The sequence below is a fragment of the Chryseobacterium vrystaatense genome (assembly GCF_000737765.1).
GTDB lineage: Bacteria > Bacteroidota > Bacteroidia > Flavobacteriales > Weeksellaceae > Chryseobacterium > Chryseobacterium vrystaatense.
Window position 1 is genome coordinate 894,690 of the sequence record NZ_JPRI01000001.1, and the last position, 21,193, is coordinate 915,882.

Below are 21,193 nucleotides of genomic sequence, written 5' to 3' on the forward strand. Positions count from 1 at the left end.
AAAATATGAAAAAATGGGTCAAAAAGTTATTAATAAGTCTGGGAATTTTGCTGCTCATTCTTCTTGCCGCGAATTTCGGACTGAATATATGGCTTAAAACCCAACTTCCGGATTATATTAAGAAGAATACAGATTATAAGGTTTCCTATAAAACGCTGGATGTAGACTTGGGTTCGGGAAATATTTTTGCAGCAGGAATTACAGTAAACAGTAAAGATCCTCAAAACATCAATGTTATCGGTCTTCAGGGAACGATTGATACTTTGAAAATCAGTCGTTTTGGGATCTATGATGCTATCTTTAATAAGAGAATCAGCTCATCGGATCTTCTTTTGGCTAATCCTAACCTGAATATCAGTCTCGCAAAACCAAGAGACCGTAAAACCGGAAAGAAAAAAAATCCGGTTCTCTTTGAAAACATACGCATTCACAGAGGAACAATCAATATTTTCAAGCATACAAAACAAAAGTTTTTATCTGTTCAGGAACTTGATCTTTTTGTAGAAAACCTGCAGATGACAGAAGAATCTGTAGAAGACAGGCTTCCCATTGTTTTTGACCGCTATGATATCAAAGGGAAGAGTTTTTTCTTCCGCCCTGACAATGTTTATGCCATTACAATCAATACGATTACAACGTCAGATGGGCAAATGTCAGTTGGGAATTTCAGACTGACACCACTTTTGTCTTTTGATCAGTTTAAAAGGTTTTATCCTCAAAAATCGAAACTGTTTGAATTTTCAATTCCTAAAATGGACTTTAAAGACATTGTTTTAGCAAAAAATAAAATTTCACTTACCAATGCTGATTTTCAAAACCCAGTATTTAAGGTGTATAATGCTGGAGTAAAACCAAAAAAAACAGATAAAAAGCTAAATTTTGAGCTTAATCTGGAAAATATAAAGTTTAACAATGCTGCTGTTTTAGTAACTCAGCCTAACGGGAGCAGGTTGATTTCTGCAAACACCCTGAATTTAAAAATCAATCAGTTAAAATTTGATAAGGTAACGGCAGAGGAAGTGATCCCTGTCGGGTATAAAGATTTTCAATTTTCAGCAAGAGATATCCACTATTCAAATCATCAGGACTTTATGGCTGAAAGCATTGCGGTCAATCCTAAAAGCGGTGAAATCAGAAATGTGACAGTATCTCCGGGAGCTCCTGAAAGTGGAAAAGGTTCAATGGATTTAAAAACAGGACATATTGCTTTTAATATCAACAAACTTGAATTTTTTAAAAAGAAACTTAATCTGGACCTTAAAGATGTTTTGGTTGAAAATGTAAGCGGAACTATTAAAGCAGGTGTAAACAAACCTAAAAAGAATCCTGGACCTGGACTTATCAACTCGGTCATAGTTCGGAAAATGTCCCTTAAAAATTCCAATATCATTTATGATAAGGGAAAACAGCCGCTCGCATTTCATGATCTGAACGCAACTGTAAATACTTTAGAAATAGGACCGAATTCCAATAATCAGGGGCTTTCTTTCAAGGTGAAAGATTATTTTCTTACAACGCGTAATTTTGCTTACAGAACACCATTTTATAATTTAAGTGCCGGTCTTTTAAAATTAAATAAAAATAAAATTCAGGTTAATAATTTTGTAATGAAGCCTCTCGTTTCAAGAGCGCAGTTTATCAAAATGATTCCGGTTGAACGGGACCTGTATGATATTAAAGTGTCGCAAATCAATGCAGATGGAACATGGGATCTGTTTTCGAATAATAAATCCATTCACGCTTCTCATGTAACCGTTCTTGCCGCTGATGCTAATATTTTCAGAAGTAAAATCCCGAATGACGATCCGAAAGTGAAACCACTTTATTCTAAGCTGCTCCGCTCCATCAAAATTCCAATGACGGTCAACAATCTTGATCTCAAAAATTCTGTTTTGGTTTATGAGGAAGATACCCCGGAAAGTGCTGGGCCCGGAAAGCTAACTTTTGGCAACTTTAATATGAATGTTAAAAATCTTAATTCTGCCAAAGCGAAAGGAAAGTCTACAAAAGTTGATATTAAGATAAACTGTTCATTTATGAATCAGGCACCGCTTTCAGTGAACTGGAGTTTTGATGTGGCTGATCACAATGATAATTTCGCTATTTCAGGAAAAACAGCCAATCTTCCGGCAAGCGGGATTAATCCGTTTATCAGACCTTATCTTCATGTAACGGCAACTGCCGGGACTATTCAGGAAATGCTGTTTAATTTCAAAGGAAATCCTGCAGGGCTTCATGGAACATTCAACCTGAAACATAAAGATCTTAAAATTGCGGTTTTAAATAAGAATAATCATGAGAAAAAAGGGGTGCTGACGGCCGTTGCGAATCTTTTTATAAGATCTGATTCCGGAAAGTTTCCTGAAGCTGTGGCTGTAGAAAATGTTGAACGTGATCCTACAAAATCATTTTTCAATCTTTTTTGGAAAGGAATTGAGCAGGGATTGAAGAAGACTCTGATTGGAAAGAATGTAGAGAAAACTGAAAAAACAGTAAAAAAGGCGGTTTCTTCTGTCAAGGAAGTCAAGCAGACCGTTAAAGAAATCAAGCAGGACATAAAATCAAAAAAACAGGAGCCTAAGCCGGAAGAAGAGAAAAAAGAAAAGAAAGGATTTCTGAAAAATGTTTTCGGTAAAAAAGAAAAACCCGAAACTGAATAGTTTCGGGCTATATTTTAATGCCTGTTTATGGTAAAATAAGACAGGGTTTGCTTTGTTTTACCTTGATGGAATTTAGAAATTAAATTCATCGCTTTCCTGAACGGGAATATCGCGTAGAAATTCATCAAATTTTTCACCGGGATAGTTGCTGTCTGCTCCGTAAGAATCAATGATCATTCCCCGGTTTCCTGCATTATCTTTTACTACATATAATACCGCGCTGTCATCGGGATTGCTGTCGCCTTCAAAACGGTATGTTTTTAAAATGGTAAGCTCAGAAGGCTGATATACTTTTTCTGAGTTTTCAAACTTCATTTCGCAGTCTTTATTCATTCTGAACTCTCTATGTATTCCCCTTTCCGAAAGGGTTTTCATAACCTGGCTTAAAGTGGTCATTCTATCGGTATATTCTGAATTATCCATAATATTATTTTTTAAGTTTACTACAATAATTAAACCATTAATCTGCTGAATTTAATAAAAAAATCAATTACAGTATCCATTGAGATAATGTTCAATGTTAACAAAATTTATAATTTAAAAGAATAAAATAGGTATACTTTTTGCAGTAGCTACACTAATAAATCGGACAAAATATGAAAAAAGAAGTTGGCGTTTTACTGGCAGGAGGAGTTGGTCTTTTGGCAGTATTAGGTTTTATTGGATTAAAAAAGATATTGACTAAAAAAGATAAAAAATATAGTGATACCTATTCGGATTATCACAGACATTTTGATGAAAAAAACCATGAAGATGAATATCATGGAGTGGAATTTTATGCACTGAAGTAGTAAAAGAATATATTTAATTATGTTGAAATCCGGCTCCTTTTTAAGAGGCCGGATTTTTTATGTTGATAACTTTAGTGTTAAAAATCATTATTTTGTAAAAATTCCATTATAATTTTACATTCTGATGCAGAACGAAAATTTCATAAAAGGGCAAGGAGCGCAGCGGAACGTTAATAATCGTTTCGACCGGTATACCTATGAGCCGGAAGATGAAGATTTCGAAACGGTAAAAACCTCTTTTACAGAAGTTTTTCCAAAAAGCATTGTCAATCAGGTAAAAAGCGGGGACCTTCCAATGGAATATTCTATGAATCCTTATCAGGGATGTGAACACGGATGTTCCTATTGCTTTGCAAGACCTACACACGAATATTGGGGATATAGTGCAGGAATCGATTTTGAAAGAAAGATCATGGTAAAGAAAAATGCTCCCGAACTTTTGGAGAAATTTTTTCAGAAAAGGGGCTATAAGCCAGCTCCAATTCTTCTATCTGGAAACACTGACTGTTATCAGCCTGCAGAAAGGCAGTTTGAAATTACCCGAAAACTGCTTCAGGTCTGTCTGGATTATAGACATCCTGTCAATATTCTGACAAAAAACGCACTTGTTCTCAGGGATCTGGATATTTTAAAACCTTTGGCGGAGCAGAATTTGGTTTCCGTTTCTTTAAGTATTCCAACTATTAATGAGGATCTTAGACGGAAGATGGAACCGCGTACAAGCTCAGCGCCAAATAAATTAAAGGCAATAGAAGTTCTCACCGAAAATCAAATTCCGGTTCATGTTATGGTGGCTCCCATTATTCCCGGCTTGAATAGTGATGAGCCTCTAAATATTTTGAAAGCTGTTTCGGATGCAGGAGCACTAAGTTTTGGATATACCCTTGTCCGATTGAATGATACAGTAGAGCCTGTTTTTGTCAATTGGATACAGTCTCATTTCCCGGACAGAGCTGAAAAAGTTCTGAATCTGATCCGTTCTATGCGTGGTGGAAAGCTTGGTGACAAAAGATATTTTGAAAGGCAGAGAGGAGAGGGTAATATTGCTGAAATGATTCATACGACCTTTAAGATCGGCAGAAAGAGGTTTTTTGAAGGCAGAGAATTTCCTAAACTTTTAAGTAAAAATTTCACTGGAGCTAAAGATCAACAGTTAAAACTTTTCGATTAGTTAAAGATTTTACGGAATTATATTTTTGTCTGTAAATAACAGATACCGCCCTCTTGGGGAAGTATCTGTTATATTATTAATAATGTTTTTAATAAATTACAGGTTGCTCTCCATCAGGGCAAATGAATTCACTGCGGCACAAGGCCCGGTAATTAATTCCATCAGCACAGACATAAAAGCACTCTCCCTGAAAAGGATAACTTATTGCTCCTGAAATAGTTTTTAATTTGTTTTTACTCAGTTTTTTTAAATTTTTCATATGACTTTTGTTATTGGTTATTAAAAAATGGTGTTCAGTGAACAGTGTTTGGTTCATTTCAATAAGATAAAACCGCTTCCAAAAGAAACGGTTTCATTATTCTTTTTAACTTTTCAATACTACATCGTATTGTCAGGACATTTAAAATCGTCACTACATGTTGCGCACACTACGGTGCCATTGCAGTAATACATACAGAAATCAGGTTCCGGAAGTTTTATTGCACCTGCTCCGGAGATGCTTTTTAACTGTCCTTTGTCTAGTTTTTTTAGATTTTTCATATTGTTTTAATTAAAAATTTGATAGTGGAATAAAGATAATTATTTTTTCTTAACTAAAATAAAATGTGGTAGATTTTATGGTATTAGGAATATGAACCACTCAGAAAAGGATTAAAAAGTATCATTATAATTTCATTATGTGGTGAATAAATTTACTTAAAACTTTGGTTATTAGTGAAAAATAATTAATTTTAAATTAAACAAAGCGGTATCCGAAAAGCTGATAGAGTAGGAAACATCGAAAAACAAAAAACTATGAAAAATTTAAAAAGACTTTCCCGGGGAGACCAAAAGAGAATTTCTGCCGGAGATTTGACACCAGCCTTCTGTTTTGAAGGCGAAGGACCTGGAGCAGGAGGTTGTCGGCCAGGGCAAATCTGTTCTGGAGGTAAATGCGTTCCTTATGTAGATCCGGGAACCGGCGGTGGCGGTGGCAATGATGGAGGTGATACCTATACATGTATATGCCCATGGGGAACCTTTACTCAGACTACTCCGTGTCCGGAATTTTACTGTATAACAGGATAAATTAATTAAAACGGACGATAACTATGAGAAATTTAAAGAAAATTGGGCGAAGTGCCATGAAAAAACTCAGTGGAGGATCAAGAAACTGCTTTGAAATAAGAGATACCTTCGAAGATCCGTGTGCAGAACTGAATAATATGGGGACAGGATGTTACCGGTTTAACAGTTGTGGCATGTCATGTGAACGGATGCCGTGCGGACTGGGATTCTAAGTCGTCACTGAGATAAAATTAAAGTCAATAATTGATCTGATGGCTGCAACGAAACGTTGAAAACCAGAGTACAGACCAATTATTGACTTTTTTTATATTATTTTTTGATAAGTCCTAATTCTATAAGTCTTTCATGTAAAAACTCTCCGGCTGTAGTATCTTCATACAGCTTAGGGTTGTTTTCGTCAATACAGTTTTCAAGAGCATTTAAAGACATTCCGCTTACCGGATGCATAAAGAAAGGAATGGAATATCTTGAAGTTCCCCATAATTCTCTTGGAGGATTGACTACTCGGTGGATCGTTGATTTCAACTTGTTGTTGGTATGTCTTGACAGCATATCTCCAACGTTGATCACCAATTCATCCGGTTCTGCAATAGCATCTATCCATTCGCCATTATGGTTTTGAACCTGTAGGCCTTTTCCCTGAGATCCCATCAGAAGAGTAATCAGGTTGATGTCTCCGTGAGCCGCTGCTCTTACCGCATCATCAGGCTCCTGAGTAATTGGCGGATAGTGAATGGGTCTTAAGATAGAGTTTCCTTCTGCGATTTTATCATCAAAATAAAACTCATCCAAGCCAAGATACAAAGCCAAAGCTCTTAAAACAGACTTCCCTGTTTTTTCAAGCATCTGGTAGGTTTCTTTACCTACTTCATTAAATTTTGGAAGCTCGTCAACGATGACGTTGTCAGGATATTCCTGTTTGTATTTTGAATCATCAGACACATATTGTCCAAAATGCCAAAATTCTTTGAGGTCTCCTTTTTTGAAGCCTTTTGCAGTTTCTTTACCGAATCCTACATAACCTCTCTGGCCTCCAATTCCTGGAATCTCATACTTCTGTTTGGTTTCCGTTGGAAGTTCAAAAAAGTTTTTCACTTCTCCATACAAACCTTCTACCAATTGGTCATCTAGAAAATGGCCTTTTAAGGCCACAAAACCAATTTCTTCATAAGCTTTTCCGATTTCATTTACAAATTTCTGTTTGCGTTCCGGGTTGTCCGAAAGGAAATCACGCAGGTCTACACTAGGTATTTTATCCATTTTTAGAAATTTACGAAGTACAAAATTACATTTTTTTTGAATGAAATGATTTTAAAATAAGTATTTATCAGTTAAATTTGCTGTATGAAAAAATATTCTTCAAAGAGAAGTATTCAGATACTTGCCCATCTTCTTCAGCAGTACGGAATTTCAGATGTCATCATTTCTCCGGGATCCAGAAATGCACCTCTGGCGATTCATTTTTCAGAAATTGATGCCTTCAACTGTTACAGTATTGTGGATGAGAGAAGCGCCGCTTTTGTAGGAATAGGAATGGCGAAAAGTGAGAAGAAACCTGTGGCGATAACCTGTACCAGTGGTTCTGCAGTGGCCAATTATTACCCGGCTGTTACAGAAGCTTTTTACCAGAATGTCCCTCTTTTGATTCTGACTGCAGACAGGCCTACAGACTTTGTAGATATTTTTGACGGGCAGACCATCCGACAGAAGGATATTTTTCATCAGCATTCTTATGGTGATTTCCAGCTTCTGGAAGATGGCAAAGAGAATGCAGAAGATATTAATTTTGACATTATTAAAAAAGCAATTGAGCTTTGTTTTGAAAAACAGGGACCTGTACATATCAATATTCCCCTGGAAGAGCCCTTGTATGAGTTGGTTTCCGAACTGCCTTCTTTCCCGACCGTTGAAAAAACAATCAGGCATAAAGAGTATGAGGTTCCTTCCAACTTAATTGCTGACTGGTATACCTCTCAAAGAATTATGCTTTTGGTGGGTACAAGAGATTACAGCCCGGAGCTGGAAAATCAATTGACACAGCTTGTGAAAAATCATTCTGTTGTTGTTTTGAGCGAAGCCAACTCTAATCTGTACCATGAAAAGTTTTTCAGGCATATTGACCGCTACATCTTTAATTTCACGGAGGAAGACTATAAAAAGTATGCACCGGACCTGCTGATTACAATAGGACAAAACGTAGTGTCTAAGAAAGTAAAGCAGTTCCTTAGAAAAGCACGTCCAAAACAACACTGGCACCTTGATGAAGTTTGGCAGCCGGATACTTATTTCTCTCTGACAGAAAAAATAGAGGTAAAACCGGAGGTCTTCTTTTCCAAACTGTTGAAATTTATTAATCTTGAACCAAGGCCTTATTTTAACCTTTGGGATGTTTTAAGAGATAAAAAGGATGCAAAGCATGAGCTGTTCCTGAACAAAGCTGAATTTTCGGATTTTTATTTCTTTAATAAAGCTTCGCAAACGATCCCTGAAAATTATAATATCCATTTCAGTAATTCTTCAGCGATACGATATGCTCAGCTGTTTGATTTTGGAAAGAGAAAAATGTACTGTAACAGGGGAACCAGCGGTATAGACGGTTCTACTTCTACAGCGATGGGGTTTGCCATAAAAAATTCGAATCCAACGCTGCTTATTACAGGTGATTTAGCGTTCTTTTATGATATCAACGGGCTTTGGAATCAGTATATTCCCCCATTTGTAAGAATTATTATATTCAATAATGGGGAAGGAAATATCTTTAAGATCATTCCTGGACCCGGAAATGCCAATCCAAATACTTTGGATGAATTTATAGCGACCAAGCATCGTAAGCATGCTGAGCACCTTGCAAAACATTTCGGGTTTTCTTATATTAAAGTTGAAGATGAGCCTACCTTAGACAGAGTTCTGGAGAATTTCTTCAAACCTGACCTGCAGCCGAAGATCCTGGAAGTGAATACTTACGGAAAAAACAGTGCAGATGTTCAGAAGGCCTACTTCGAATTTATGAAAGAAAACTAAAAGTCCAGATATTCTTCGTTCCCAGGAAGATTGTTAATCTTGTCAATAGGATAAATAAACATATCATCAAAGTCATTCAGGGCATTAATCAGTTGGAAATGAGAAAACTGCTTAATGTTCTGAAGAGTGACTTCAGCTTCTTTTATTTTCTTCTGCTTGAGGAGATTCTGTCTCTGTACCCCATTAAGAAGATAGGTGGCCGGTGTAAACCAGTCTTTACCTTTAAGGAAAAGAATATTGGAAAAAGAAGTATCCGTGATATGATTGTTTTTGACAATAATGATCTCTTCTGCTTTGGATTTCATTTTCATTTTCTCCAGTTCCTTTCGGTCCTCAAATTTGAAAGAATAGTCGAAGATGTTATTTTCAACCAGCTGGAAGCTTTGTATCTCCGGGATTGCGTACGGGATCATTTGTGTCCGGATTCTTTTGTCAAGATCATAGGAGAGTCTCAGCTTGAAAAGACCGTCTTCGTCATGCTCAAGGTTTTTGAAGATCTTACCCAGATCAATAGAGCCCTCTTTTCCGAAATGGGCAAATGTCTGGTTAACGCGTTTCTGATGTAGTTCCAAAAGGAAAATATCCTGATCTTCTACCTTTATGCTTTCAATGAATTGGGACATAGATTTTATTTTTCATTTCCTGATATTCGTCTTCTAACTTGCTCATGTGTGTGATACCGCCACCGCTTTTGAAATAAAGTCTGTCTTCCTCTTTTTCAATAAATCTTATCATCACGCAGCTGTCCAGGTTTTCACCATCAAACCAGCCACATACTCCGGTATAATATCCTCTGTCGTATCCTTCTGCCTCTAAAATTATTTCCAGCGTTTTGGGTTTGGGAGCTCCAAGAATTGATCCGGCAGGAAGCAGTCTTTTCATGATGCTCCCCACTTTTCCTGCAAATTCAGGTTTTAATATTCCTGAAATTTCAGAACTCATGGCATACAAATCCTTTTGTTGTGTTCTGATGAGCTCTATATGTTGGAACTGGTCAACTTTTACATGATCTGCTACCATACTGAGATCGTTCCGAAGAAGATCCACTACAGTATAATGCTCTGCTTTTTCTTTTTTATCATTTTTCAATACTTCTGCTGCATTTTCCAGGGATGCATCAATAGTACCTTTCATGGGATAGGTTAAGATTTTACCGTCTATAATTTTCACAAAAGTTTCAGGAGAAAAAAATACAAAAAAATCTTTACAAAACACTTTGTACTTCGCAATTGAATGATAAAAAATTTCTTCAAGGCTTAAATTCGTCTTAACTTCAGTCTTTCTGGTATAATTTGTAAGATAAGAATTTCCCAGATGAATATTTTTCTGAACTTTGTCAAATCCTGCTTTAAAGCTTTCCAGCGTCTCCGGAAAAGCCTCCCATTCAATATTTTTATTAAGATTGTGTTTCTGTTCTGCGTTTGAAAAGCTTTGAAAATCAATTAATAAACCTGATTTTTCAATTTCATTTTCTCGGTACACCTGTACATTCTCCGAAAGGAAGTCGATCATGAAAAAGAACGGGACCTTCTGGAGAGAAAGCTCGTCCATTTCCATAAATTTTTGATGATTCATTGAAAACATCCTGCAAAAATAACTAATGATGATTACTTTTGTGTAAAATTTTTTTGATGCAGAGCAGATATCCTCAGAAACCGGGAATAGATTTTATATTGAAGCAGGCTTTTTTCTACTGGAATAAGACCCTTTTATACCAGTTAATATTTTCAATTTTTTATTTTGGAATATTTTTCACCGTGTTTTTCTTCTTTGATGGAAAGTATGGAATTTTAGCACAGTATGCTGAAGCGGCCCAATATGCAAAAGATGGAATGGAAGCATATTCTGCTCAGATTGTAAAAATGCAGTCTAGTCCGGGATTTCAATATTTTTCCTGGGCGATTATAGGGACTTCTATTTTTCTCTATCCCCTCAACATAGGATTTTATCAGATTTACAGAAAAATTGATACCAATGAAAAATTAGAACTGGGTGATCTGCTTGTAGGATATAATGGTTTTAACTTTTTTAAATACATCGGTTTTTATATTTTCTGGTCATTCGTCTATATTTACACCCTTCAAACCATTATTTTAGCGGTCATCTGGGTATTTGTTACCATCTTTGTAGCCCCTTTGATGTTTTTCGCAAATAAGAGGATTTTTGAGGCCATCCCATTGAGTATACAGGCGTTGAGAAAATATTTTCTGGAAATACTGGTATGCGTCATTGTAGCAGTCTTCTTTAAATACATTGGCTTTATGCTGTTTTTTATTGGAGGTCTGTTTACTTTTCCTTTTTGGAATGCCATGATTTACTCATTGTACAAAACAGCTTTCTCCGAAAAAAGTTAAATTTTAAGCATGTTTAATATGTTTTTCTGCCAAAAAAAGTTAATTTTGGTGAAAATCATTAAATATTAAACTATGTCAGAATTTAACGAATTTGACCAGCAGGGGTCCGTTCCAAACAAAGATACGGGATCTATTATTTCGCATTCTTTTGAAATGTATAAAGGAGTTTTCCTTTACGGAATTGCAGCGATGGTAATTTACATTATTGCAAGTTTCATCATTCAGGCGGTCAGTGGATTCAATTCCGCTTCTATGATGGAAGAAATGAATGAAACGGGTGGAGATTATTCAAACTTTAGCTACTGGAATATTCCGGGATTTTCGCTCTATCTTTCACTGTCAGGTCTTTTAGGGATCTTGTTGGCCCCATTGTATGTAGGATTGATCTACATTGTGAATAAGTATAATACGAAAAGTCAGATCGATTTTGCGGATCTGTTTATCGGATACAAGCAGAATTTTGTGAATATACTTATTTACAGTATTATCTCAGGGATTATATCAAGTGTTGCGATGACATTGTGTTTCTTCCCTTTCATCTTTATTTACCCTTTCCTTTTGTTGGGTTATCCGATCTTATTATTTGAAAATGCATCAGCTACTGAAGCTCTAGGAAAGTCTTTCAATATTGCAAAAGAAAATTATGGAACGTTTCTTGGAATAACTGTCGTGGGCGGATTAATCTCTATTGCCGGAATTATACTGTGCGGTATTGGTATTATTGCCACAGCACCATTCATGATGATTGTGATGTATTCTGCTTATTGCGCCTTTTTAGGAAAGCCGAGACAAATCGAATTTAAAAAATAAAAAAATAACAGATGATGAATAAGGATAAACAGATAAGCAGTGTTGCAATCAAACAGGTTGCTCTGCTGGCGATAATTCTAGTACTGACTGGCTTGATCTGCTTTAACCTATCACTGTTTATACCTTCAGTGCTCGGAGCAATCACCATCTATGTTGTTTGCCGAAGGTACAATTTCTATCTTCAGGAAGAAAAAAAATGGAAACCATGGCTTGCGGCGCTTGTGCTGATGCTGGCAAGTCTTATCATTCTTATTCTTCCGATTTATTTTATAGCAGATTTACTGATCGAGAAATTAGGCAATGCTCAGGCTTATATGACTAAATTCAATGTGTTTCTGGATAAAATCCATGACTATATCTACACGAAAACCAATTTTAATATTCTCAGCAAAGAAAATATTGATAAAGTAAAGAGTTCTGCCGGGAAGGTTTCCACTTCGGCGTTAAGCGGAACTTTTAATACCCTGACTGTGGTGATGTCCATGTATTTTATTCTTTATTTCATGTTGGCAAGTCCAAGGTTGTTTGAAAGGATCCTGAGTTCTTCTGCGCCATTGAAAAGAGCTAATATTTCTTTGATTGGCGAAAAACTGAGAAAACTGATTATGGCCAATGCGATCGGAATTCCGGTTGTGGCGTTAGGGCAGGGAATTGTAGGACTTATAGGATACTTTATCTTTGGAGCACCAAGTCCTGTCCTTCTTTTTGCGCTTACGGCTGCGGCTTCTATGATTCCCGTTGTAGGTGCGGCTATTGTCTATGTTCCGGTGTGTATCTTTATGATCGCTGAAGGAAATACCGGTCAGGGACTTGGACTCGCTGCCTATTGTTTAGTTGTTGTAGGTCTTACTGATAATCTGCTCCGTTTTACGCTGTTAAAAAAATTGGAAAATATTCATCCGCTGAATACCGTATTCGGAATTATTATGGGGATGAATCTATTTGGTTTTATGGGGCTTATTTTCGGTCCAATCCTTATCTCGTTTACCTTATTGCTTATTCAGATTTACAGGAATGAATTTTCTGATGAAGATACCCCACCTGAACTACAGTTACCGGATAATGATAACGATGAGAGAAGTAGAGCTAATTTAATTATATAGAGATAAAGTGGAAGGAGTCAATTCAGAAATATTAAAAGAAATCTGCATCGCCAAGATGCCTTTTGGAAAATATCAGGGAACCGTGCTTGCTGATCTTCCGATAAGTTACCTGGAATGGTTTAACAGGAAGGGAATGCCTGCTGGAAAATTAGGAATGCAGCTTGCAACAGTTTATGAGATTAAGCTGAATGGGCTAATGGAGCTTTTGATCCCGATCAGGGCTTCTTTACGATAGGAGATTATATTTTTTTATAAGAAATAGTATAATTTAGGGCGGCATCGAAGATGCCGCCCTAATTATTTAATTATATCAATTAACATTATTATTTCAAGGCTGCGATCTCATCCCTAAGCTTGGCAGCTTTAATAAAGTCAAGATTTTTAGCTGCTGCTTCCATTTCTTTTTGTTTCTGACCAATTATTTTTTCAATGTCTTCATCTCCATAACTGGCTTTTGTTTCCGCTGCTTTCTGAAGAATCTCTTTCTGAGTATATTTTGGATCCGGGAAGTCTTTGCTTCTTCCGACCAGATTTTCAGATATCTTTTTATTTAAAGCGGTTGGAACTTTATTATGTTCTTTGTTGTATTTGATCTGCTTTTCGCGACGATAACTTGTTTCATCTATCGTTGCCTGCATGGATTTTGTCATTTTATCAGCATACAAAATAGCTTTCCCGTTAAGATTTCTTGCCGCACGACCGACCGTCTGAATCATTGATCTTCTGCTTCTTAGCATTCCTTCTTTGTCGGCATCAAGGATGGCAACCAAGGAAACTTCAGGTAAGTCCAAGCCTTCCCTCAATAGATTTACTCCAATCAAGACATCAAAAAGTCCTACGCGGAGATCATGCATGATTTGAATACGCTCCAGTGTCTCTACATCAGAGTGAATATAACGGGTCCTGATCCCAAACTTTGTAAAATATTTTGTAAGCTCCTCGGCCATTTTTTTTGTTAAAGTCGTAACAAGAACTCTTTCGTCTATATCAGCTCTTTTTCGGATCTCTTCCATGAGATCATCGATTTGGTTTATGCTGGGTCTTATCTCGATTACAGGATCCAGAAGGCCTGTAGGACGAATGATCTGTTCTATATATTCTCCACCTGTTTTCTCAAGCTCATAATCAGCTGGTGTTGCGGAAACATAAATTACCTGGTTTTGAATAGATTCATACTCCTCAAATTTCAAGGGTCTGTTGTCCATTGCAGCAGGAAGTCGGAATCCATATTCTACCAAAGCCTCTTTTCTGCTTCTGTCACCACCGTACATGGCATGTACCTGAGGTACTGTAACGTGGCTTTCATCGATAACCATCAGGTAATCCTTCGGAAAGTAATCCAGCAGGCAGAAAGGTCTTGAACCGGGAAGTCTGCCATCCAGATAGCGGGAATAGTTTTCAATCCCGGAGCAATATCCAAGTTCTTTGATCATTTCCAGATCGAGCTCGGTTCGTTCCTGTAGTCGTTTGGCTTCCAGTGGCTTTCCTATTTCGCTAAAGAAATCCACCTGCTTCACCATATCATCCTGAATATTTTTAATGGCCCCGTTCAGTGTTTCTTTTGAAGTAACAAAAAGGTTTGCAGGATAGATCTGAATTTGGTCAAAGCTGGCTGTAACATTGCCTGAAACAGGATCAAAACTCTGAATCTTTTCAATCTCATCACCGTAAAACTGAATTCTCACAGCATTATCTGCATAGGCAGGAAATACATCTATGACATCTCCCTTTACTCTGAATGTACCCCGTTGAAAGTCGCTTAATGTTCTGGAATACAAAGCATTAACTAGAGAGTGTAGAAAAGCGGTTCTTGTTACCTTTTCACCAGTAGCAATTGATATCAATGACTTGTGAAACTCTGCGGGATTCCCAACACCATAGATGCAGGATACTGAAGCGACAATTAAAACATCTCGTCTTCCGGATAGTAAACTTGCAATAGCTGAAAGACGAAGTTTTTCAACTTCTTCATTGATACTCAGGTCTTTTTCGATATAGGTTCCGGTTGTTGCAATGTATGCTTCCGGTTGGTAATAGTCGTAATAACTTACAAAATATTCTACAGCATTTTCAGGGAAGAATTCTTTAAATTCCATGAAAAGCTGTGCTGCCAGTGTTTTGTTGTGAGCCATGACAATAGTAGGTCTTTGCACATTTTGTACAAGGTTGGCAACTGTAAAGGTTTTCCCGGATCCTGTCACACCCAGCAGGGTTTGGTACTTCTCCCCAATTTCTATTCCTTTGGTAAGTTTTTCAATGGCTTGCGGCTGGTCGCCTGTCGGTTTATATTCTGATTGAAGATTAAAGTTCATAGGACATGATGTATACAACAAAAATACGAAAGAAATTTTTAGCCTTCATAAAGTATTTGAAGATGACAGCTTTAATAGGAAATTTTTCATCTATTTGGAATGTATACAAAATAAAAAAGCGCTAAACTTATAGCGCTCTTATTAATCTATCTTACTGAAAAGTCATTGTTGCCGGCAGTTTATATATGGAGGCTATTGCTTTTCCGTCTTTAGTAGCGGGTTTCCATGTTATTTCATTACTTATTAATGTAGCTGTTCTGATAAACTCTTTGGTAAAGATTTCGTCATCACCTGTGGCTGTTACATTTGTTGCTTTTCCTGTCTCGTCAATATGGATATATGCGGTTGAACTGATAGTTCCTTTCTTGGATTGTATAGAGCTTGTATCGAATGTGAGACCTATTTTTTTTCTTAAAGCCGCTTTTCCACCCGGATATTCTGCTTCAGTAGAGTTTTGATTCGTGTTGTTACTGATATTTGTGTTTTTACCTTCATTATTATCTGCCTGTGTTGGTTTGCTAAGTGGGATGTATTCCTTTTTAATTCCCACAGTACCTGGGTTTTCCTCTGTTGTTTTTTCGAAATAATTGTATGGAACAACACTGGTATTGTTGGGTTGTGAGGTTTTTACTGATTCTGTATTCCGGTCAATCGCAGCATTTGAAAAATCAGAAGATTTGTAATTTTTCATGCCGCTGTCTGCTTTTTCTGTTGTGAGCGCAGGGCTTGTAGCGTATGTTCTTTCTGCAAATAGTGCCGTTGCAGCAATGAAGGCTGTTATGCCGACTGTTTTTTTCACTAGAATAAATTTAGATTTTTTTGCTGTCATCATAATAAATCGTTTTTTGGTATTGTTAAAATTAAGTGAATGGGTAAGTGCCATATTCTGGCTGATTATAATCTCGTCAAGGATTAAATTCTGATAATCCTTAATGTTGTATCTTTTCTCCAGAACAGCTTCATCTGCCAGGAATTCATGATTGGTAATGATTGATTTTTTATAAAGAAATAAAGCAGGATTAAACCATGTAAACACTTTTAAAATATCCATTAGAATAAGATCGAAACTGTGCTTCTGATCAAGATGGCTTTTCTCATGAAGGAAAATTCTCGGATCAATGACGTTATTTTTGATATACTCTTCCCCTAAATAAATGGTATTCCAAAAGCTGAAAGGTGCCAGATTTTCTTTTGTTATGATGACCTTTTGGTTTTGGTAAATCTGCTTTTTTCCCTGTAGTTTTTTTAGTGCCCGGATAGACAGGACACTTTTTATCAGAAAGAATAAAGTAACTGTTATGTACATTATCCACATCATATTCATCCAGTCAAAACTTTCCTGAACAGGCTGTGTGTATATGATCTGCTGTGCTGCCTCTTCAAAAATGATTTCAGACTTATTTTCTGGTTTTGGTAACTGTACCGTGATCGATATAAATGGTATCACATAAGAAAGAATAAGGGAAGACAATAAGTAAAACCGATTGAACTTATACATTTTTTCTCTTTCCAAAAACAGATAGTATACAGCAATGAATATTGAAGAACACAGGATTATTTTTAGAATAATAGTAAGCATTGTTATTCTTTTATCTGTTGGTCTATTATATCTCGGAGTTCTTTCAGCTGCTTTTGACTGAATTTTGCGTTAGAGGTGAAAAAAGAAGCAAACTGATTCACTGAGCTGTTGAAAAAACGGTCAATCATAGAGGTCATTTCCTCGTTGAAATATTCCCCCTTTTCTACTTTTGGATAGTATTCACGGGAATTTCCATACAATGTATAGCCTACCAGATCTTTGTTCTGCATCCTTTTCAGGAGCGTGGCTATCGTCGTTGCTGCTGGTTTGGGTTCCGGATAAGAATCAAGGATATCTTTCATGAAAATACGTTTTCTTTCCCAAAGGATTTCCATAAGATTCTTCTCGGAATCGGTTAATTTTATTTCTTTCATTCTACAATGTTGTAATTTGTTCTACAAATGTAGAATAAAAATTTATACCTGCAAATTTTTATAACATTATTTTTCTATTTATCTTTTTACCACCTAATTACAACATTATGAAATTCAATCATCTTTACGTACCATTGCTCAGTGTGTTCTTTCTTTTATCCTCTTGTAATAAGAACAGTGCAAATGCCCAGCAGGCGGGAAATGACGCAAGCGTAGAAACCGAAAAACCTAATACAAACTATAAACCTGCCTTTAAAGGGCAGACAAGGATTAAAGCGGTGAAAACTACGACGGCTTATCAGGTGGAAGTTCTGAATAAAGATCTTGGAAGACCTTGGGGAATGATCAATCTACCGGATGGAAGATTTCTCATTACTGACAAGAACGGTCATATGAACGTAGTTTCTACCGATGGGAAAAACGTTTCTAAGATTGAGGGTTTTCCAAAAGTTGACTCAAAAGGGCAGGGAGGAATGCTGGATGTGGCACTCGACCCGGATTTTAAATCCAATAATATCATCTATTTCAGTTTCTCTGAACCTTTTGGAGAAGGAAATCTGACTTCCGTAGCGAAAGGAAAACTCTCAGCAGATCTGAAAAACATTTCGGCTGTCAAAGTTATTTTCCGTGCAGAACCGTCCTATGACGGAGATAAGCACTATGGAAGCAGGCTGGCGTTTGATAAAGACGGAAATTTATTTGTAAGTACCGGCGAAAGGTCTGATAAAGAAACCAGAGTCTATGCTCAGAAGACGGATAATTATTTAGGGAAAATATTAAAAATAACTAAAGAGGGAAAACCGGCTCCCGGAAATCCATTCATCGGTAAAAAGGGATATAAACCTGAAATTTATGCCTACGGTGTGAGAAATCCACAGGGAATGGCTATTGATCCAAATGGAGCGCTTTGGGATGTTGAAATGGGGCCGAGAGGAGGCGATGAAATTAACCTGATACAACCCGGGAAAAATTACGGTTGGGGAGATGTAACTTATGGAATTGAATATTCCGGAGCAAAAGTAGGAAGTGGAATTACACAAAAAGAAGGTACAGAGCAGCCTGTTTACTATTGGGATCCTGTAATCTCTCCAAGTGGTGTTACTTTTTATACCGGAAATATTGAAGAATGGAAAGGAAATCTTATTATTGGGTGTCTTAGTGGCGAGCATATTAACAGGATCGTTATGAAAGACAATAAAGTGATAGGGGAGGAACGTCTGCTTGCTGATCAGAAAGAACGTTTCAGAGATGTTCTCGATGGTATGGATGGGAACCTTTATGCTGTCACAGATAGCGGAAAGCTTTATAAGATCTCGGAAAAATAAAAAAAGCTCCAGAAATTTCCTGGAGCTTTTCTATGATGAATCACTTTTAAAACTTAAAATTAAGTCTTGCAAAAGCCTGTCTTCCTGCAAATCCCATTTGTACCGGATCAAAAATTCCACCGGATTCTGTATTTCCATCTACATGTGCTGTCTGAAGAGTAGGATAACGGTTGAACAAGTTCTTGCTTCCTATAGTAAAGTTGAGGTTCTTGGAGAACTCATAGCCAAAAGAAATATCAGTAGTTACTTTTGCTCCATAAAGCTGGTAATCATCTGCTCCATTATAGCCTATTAGTTTTACTTTATCGAATCTTACCAACTGTACATTGGCATTGAATTTACTGATCTTATAATTTAAATTAAGATTCACCTTTGTCTTTGGAGCAGAGGCCAGGATGAAGGCACGCTCTCTTGGACTTAAATAGACATTTTCCTTTCCCTGCAGTTTTTCTGAAGTGTTTATTTTGGTAATTTCCATTTCATTGTAATTCCCGGCTAGGGTGGCAGAAAGCTTTCCGTTGCCAAGATTTTCAGTGTAGCTTACAATAATATCCACTCCTTTTGTTCTGGTATCCATCGCATTGGTAAAAAACTGAGCCTGGTCAATGTGATTTTCTGCGAGAATTGGGCCTATTGCGTCGTCGTTCTGATTAAAGTTACCGGTCAGTACAATTCTGTCTTTGACTTTAATATAATATCCATCTACAGTGGCCGTAAATTTTCCTGTATTAAAAGTAAACCCTGCACTTCCGTTGACTGAGGTTTCCTGTTTTAGCTGTGGGATTCCTACTGCCTTTGCAAGATCACTGTCATTGGAGGCAAGTTGGATGGTGACAAGATCTCCGCCCTGGAAATTTGTAAACTGAAGACTGTAATATTTTTGTGCCAGGGAAGGAGCTCTGAAACCTGTAGACACAGAGCCTCTGAACGCAAATTGAGGAGTAAAAGCATAGCGCGTTGCGAATTTACCATTTAAAGTACTTCCGAAATCACTGTAATTTTCAAATCTTCCTGCAACGCTGATCATCCAGTTTTTAGTAATATCAAGTTCGGTATCTACATAAGCTGCAAAATTATTTCTGTTTTTATTGATTTCCTGTGAGTATCCCGGAAAACCTTGTGAACCTCCTGGTCTGATACTGAGTGGAGTTGTACCTGAAAGAGGGTTGGTTACCAATAATGCCTGAGGAGTATTGGGGGTAACAATATTTCCGTTGATGTCGTACATCGCATAAGAAGCTTCTTCCCCTTTAATGATTTCAAACTGTTCATACCTGAATTCAGATCCGAAAGCGATATTAAGACCGTGAAGCACACCAAACTGTTTAGCAGCATTAAACCCAGTCGTATTCTGCAGAAGAGAGTGTCCTCCGGCATTAAAGCTTGTGGGTGATTTTATTCCTAATGTCGCATTAATGGTATTGTCTATCTGGTAGGTAAATCTATTGCTTCCAAATGCATTATAAAAATCGACATCCCAGTCCGCAACTTTAAATTTAAGTCCATTGTCAAAAGTGAAATCTGTGATGCTTGTATCCTCGATAGGGTTAAATCCGTTAGGATATACTTCGGGAATGTTTCCGTCTGCATCTGCTGTTCTTGTCCAGGCATAAGCATTGGTCTTTCTCTGAGAAAACCCCTGACGGGAATAGAACTTCAAACCATAAGATAAGGGGAGCTCTATATTCCCGAAGAAATAGAAATTCTGGGATTTTGCATCTCCGAATTTTTCCCGGGAAGTGGTGTATCTGTCCGGATTGGCATTTCGTATCGTACGTTCTTTATTGATAAATTCAACAGTGAAATTTCCAAAACCTCCGTTATTGCCTATTTTAGTTCCCAGGTTTCCGCTGAAATCGAAAGTGGTTCCGTCTATTTTATGTTCTGATACTACATCTTTGTTTCCCGGACTTTTAAAAAGATTCATTCCGTAAAAGGCATTCCCCTCAAACCCCTGGTTCCGGTCATTGAGAATAACATTGATAACCCCCGCGATAGCATCTGAACCATATTGAGCTGAAGCCCCGTCGCGGAGAACTTCAATTCTTTTGATAGCCCCGATCGGGATCGTGTTCATATCAGATCCCGTGTTTCCTCTCCCTTTTGTCCCGAAAAGATTGATCAGTGAGGACTGATGATATCTCTTTCCATTTAATAAAAGGAGAGTCTGATCCGGTCCAAGTCCACGAAGTGTAGCAGGATCTACTGCGTCAGCTCCATCTGAACCCGACTGTTTGTTGGAATTAAACGAAGGCGCGCTGAACTGAAGAAGCTGGTTGACTTCTACCTGTCCCGTCGACTGACTTACCTGTTTAATATCAATGATATCAACGGGAACAGGGGTATTGGTCACAGTTCTTTTTTTGTTCCGGCTTCCGGTAACAGATACCTCTTCTATTTTTGATTCTTTGGAAATCGTATCATTTGTATTTTGTGAATAAAACATCGATACCGTCCCTAAAAAAAGAACACTTGTGTATATTATTTTCATATTCCATATTGGATTTGGTGATTGTTTCAAAAATATTGAATTTTATCATCAAATCAATGTGAAAATATACTATTGTGTGTGAATTCTTTAAATAAACTTTGTTTCTCTCTAATTTTAGAATAATATTAATGGTT

21 protein-coding genes are annotated in these 21,193 nt (G+C 37.1%); 11 read left to right on the forward strand and 10 right to left on the reverse strand.

Going from position 1 to position 21,193, the window contains the following annotated elements; genetic code table 11:
• The first annotated feature begins 5 nt into the window (after positions 1-5).
• Positions 6-2,660 carry a hypothetical protein gene (locus IW16_RS04150; protein ID WP_034739948.1) on the forward strand — a complete coding sequence of 885 codons (2,655 nt, stop codon included), beginning with the start codon at positions 6-8 and terminating at the stop codon, positions 2,658-2,660.
• A 72-nt stretch (positions 2,661-2,732) separates the two neighbouring features.
• On the opposite strand, the gene IW16_RS04155 is transcribed toward IW16_RS04150, so the two are convergent.
• The gene (locus IW16_RS04155; RefSeq protein ID WP_034739950.1) at positions 2,733-3,083 is read right to left on the reverse strand and encodes a hypothetical protein; all 351 of its coding nucleotides are present in this window, start codon (positions 3,081-3,083) and stop codon (positions 2,733-2,735) included.
• 173 nt (positions 3,084-3,256) lie between these two features.
• Between IW16_RS04155 and IW16_RS04160 the strand changes: the two genes are divergently transcribed.
• Together IW16_RS04160 and IW16_RS04165 are read left to right on the forward strand one after the other, a co-directional pair.
• On the forward strand, positions 3,257-3,451 hold the full coding sequence (locus IW16_RS04160; RefSeq protein WP_034739952.1) for a hypothetical protein: 195 nt from the start codon (positions 3,257-3,259) through the stop codon (positions 3,449-3,451).
• A 124-nt stretch (positions 3,452-3,575) separates the two neighbouring features.
• On the forward strand, positions 3,576-4,622 hold the full coding sequence (locus IW16_RS04165; protein WP_034739955.1) for a PA0069 family radical SAM protein: 1,047 nt from the start codon (positions 3,576-3,578) through the stop codon (positions 4,620-4,622).
• Between the two features lie 88 nt (positions 4,623-4,710).
• Here IW16_RS04165 and IW16_RS26515 read toward each other — a convergent pair whose 3' ends face one another.
• Complete coding sequence (locus IW16_RS26515; protein WP_165571952.1) at positions 4,711-4,881, reverse strand: bacteriocin-like protein; 171 nt, start codon at positions 4,879-4,881, stop codon at positions 4,711-4,713.
• A gap of 119 nt (positions 4,882-5,000) precedes the next feature.
• A complete protein-coding gene (locus tag IW16_RS26520; protein WP_165571953.1) occupies positions 5,001-5,162 on the reverse strand; it encodes a bacteriocin-like protein in 162 nt (53 codons plus the stop codon).
• A gap of 255 nt (positions 5,163-5,417) precedes the next feature.
• Between IW16_RS26520 and IW16_RS04175 the strand changes: the two genes are divergently transcribed.
• Both IW16_RS04175 and IW16_RS26425 read left to right on the forward strand, forming a co-directional pair.
• Entirely contained in the window at positions 5,418-5,690 is a 273-nt protein-coding gene (locus IW16_RS04175) for a hypothetical protein (protein ID WP_034739960.1), read from the forward strand.
• A 23-nt stretch (positions 5,691-5,713) separates the two neighbouring features.
• A complete protein-coding gene (locus tag IW16_RS26425; RefSeq protein ID WP_131327834.1) occupies positions 5,714-5,902 on the forward strand; it encodes a hypothetical protein in 189 nt (62 codons plus the stop codon).
• A 97-nt stretch (positions 5,903-5,999) separates the two neighbouring features.
• Here the strand turns inward: IW16_RS26425 and IW16_RS04180 are convergent, their stop codons facing one another.
• A complete protein-coding gene (locus IW16_RS04180; RefSeq protein ID WP_034739962.1) occupies positions 6,000-6,950 on the reverse strand; it encodes an isopenicillin N synthase family dioxygenase in 951 nt (316 codons plus the stop codon).
• 84 nt (positions 6,951-7,034) lie between these two features.
• On the opposite strand from IW16_RS04180, the gene menD reads away from it, so the two are divergent.
• Entirely contained in the window at positions 7,035-8,711 is a 1,677-nt protein-coding gene (gene menD / locus IW16_RS04185; RefSeq protein ID WP_034739964.1) for a 2-succinyl-5-enolpyruvyl-6-hydroxy-3-cyclohexene-1-carboxylic-acid synthase, read from the forward strand.
• Here menD and IW16_RS04190 read toward each other — a convergent pair.
• Positions 8,708-9,334, reverse strand: coding sequence for an aminotransferase class IV (locus IW16_RS04190; protein WP_034739967.1), 627 nt, complete (start codon positions 9,332-9,334; stop codon positions 8,708-8,710). The two genes, menD and IW16_RS04190, sit on opposite strands and share 4 nt — an antisense overlap.
• Complete coding sequence (locus IW16_RS04195) at positions 9,318-10,295, reverse strand: aminodeoxychorismate synthase component I (RefSeq protein WP_034739970.1); 978 nt, start codon at positions 10,293-10,295, stop codon at positions 9,318-9,320. The genes IW16_RS04190 and IW16_RS04195 overlap by 17 nt, the downstream gene beginning before the upstream one ends.
• 47 nt (positions 10,296-10,342) lie before the next feature.
• Between IW16_RS04195 and IW16_RS04200 the strand changes: the two genes are divergently transcribed.
• The 4 genes from IW16_RS04200 (at position 10,343) to IW16_RS04215 (ending at position 13,213) form a co-directional block, all read left to right on the forward strand.
• A complete protein-coding gene (locus IW16_RS04200; RefSeq protein ID WP_034739972.1) occupies positions 10,343-11,065 on the forward strand; it encodes a hypothetical protein in 723 nt (240 codons plus the stop codon).
• Positions 11,066-11,137: 72 nt separating this feature from the next.
• Positions 11,138-11,875: a hypothetical protein gene (locus IW16_RS04205; protein ID WP_034739973.1), complete on the forward strand. Its 738-nt coding sequence runs from the start codon at positions 11,138-11,140 to the stop codon at positions 11,873-11,875.
• 11 nt (positions 11,876-11,886) lie between these two features.
• Positions 11,887-12,978, forward strand: a complete 1,092-nt coding sequence (locus IW16_RS04210) for an AI-2E family transporter (RefSeq protein WP_034739975.1) — start codon at positions 11,887-11,889, stop codon at positions 12,976-12,978.
• A gap of 7 nt (positions 12,979-12,985) precedes the next feature.
• Complete coding sequence (locus tag IW16_RS04215) at positions 12,986-13,213, forward strand: DUF3820 family protein (RefSeq protein ID WP_034739977.1); 228 nt, start codon at positions 12,986-12,988, stop codon at positions 13,211-13,213.
• Positions 13,214-13,301: 88 nt separating this feature from the next.
• Here IW16_RS04215 and uvrB read toward each other — a convergent pair whose 3' ends face one another.
• The 3 genes from uvrB to IW16_RS04230 form a co-directional block, all read right to left on the reverse strand.
• Positions 13,302-15,290: an excinuclease ABC subunit UvrB gene (gene uvrB, locus IW16_RS04220; protein ID WP_034739979.1), complete on the reverse strand. Its 1,989-nt coding sequence runs from the start codon at positions 15,288-15,290 to the stop codon at positions 13,302-13,304.
• Between the two features lie 151 nt (positions 15,291-15,441).
• On the reverse strand, positions 15,442-16,869 hold the full coding sequence (locus IW16_RS25590; RefSeq protein ID WP_084694489.1) for a M56 family metallopeptidase: 1,428 nt from the start codon (positions 16,867-16,869) through the stop codon (positions 15,442-15,444).
• A gap of 2 nt (positions 16,870-16,871) precedes the next feature.
• The gene (locus tag IW16_RS04230; protein ID WP_034739981.1) at positions 16,872-17,243 is read right to left on the reverse strand and encodes a BlaI/MecI/CopY family transcriptional regulator; all 372 of its coding nucleotides are present in this window, start codon (positions 17,241-17,243) and stop codon (positions 16,872-16,874) included.
• A 107-nt stretch (positions 17,244-17,350) separates the two neighbouring features.
• Between IW16_RS04230 and IW16_RS04235 the strand changes: the two genes are divergently transcribed.
• The gene (locus IW16_RS04235) at positions 17,351-18,568 is read left to right on the forward strand and encodes a PQQ-dependent sugar dehydrogenase (protein WP_034739983.1); all 1,218 of its coding nucleotides are present in this window, start codon (positions 17,351-17,353) and stop codon (positions 18,566-18,568) included.
• Between the two features lie 46 nt (positions 18,569-18,614).
• On the opposite strand, the gene IW16_RS04240 is transcribed toward IW16_RS04235, so the two are convergent.
• Entirely contained in the window at positions 18,615-21,059 is a 2,445-nt protein-coding gene (locus tag IW16_RS04240) for a TonB-dependent receptor plug domain-containing protein (protein WP_034739986.1), read from the reverse strand.
• Between the last annotated feature and the right edge of the window lie 134 nt (positions 21,060-21,193).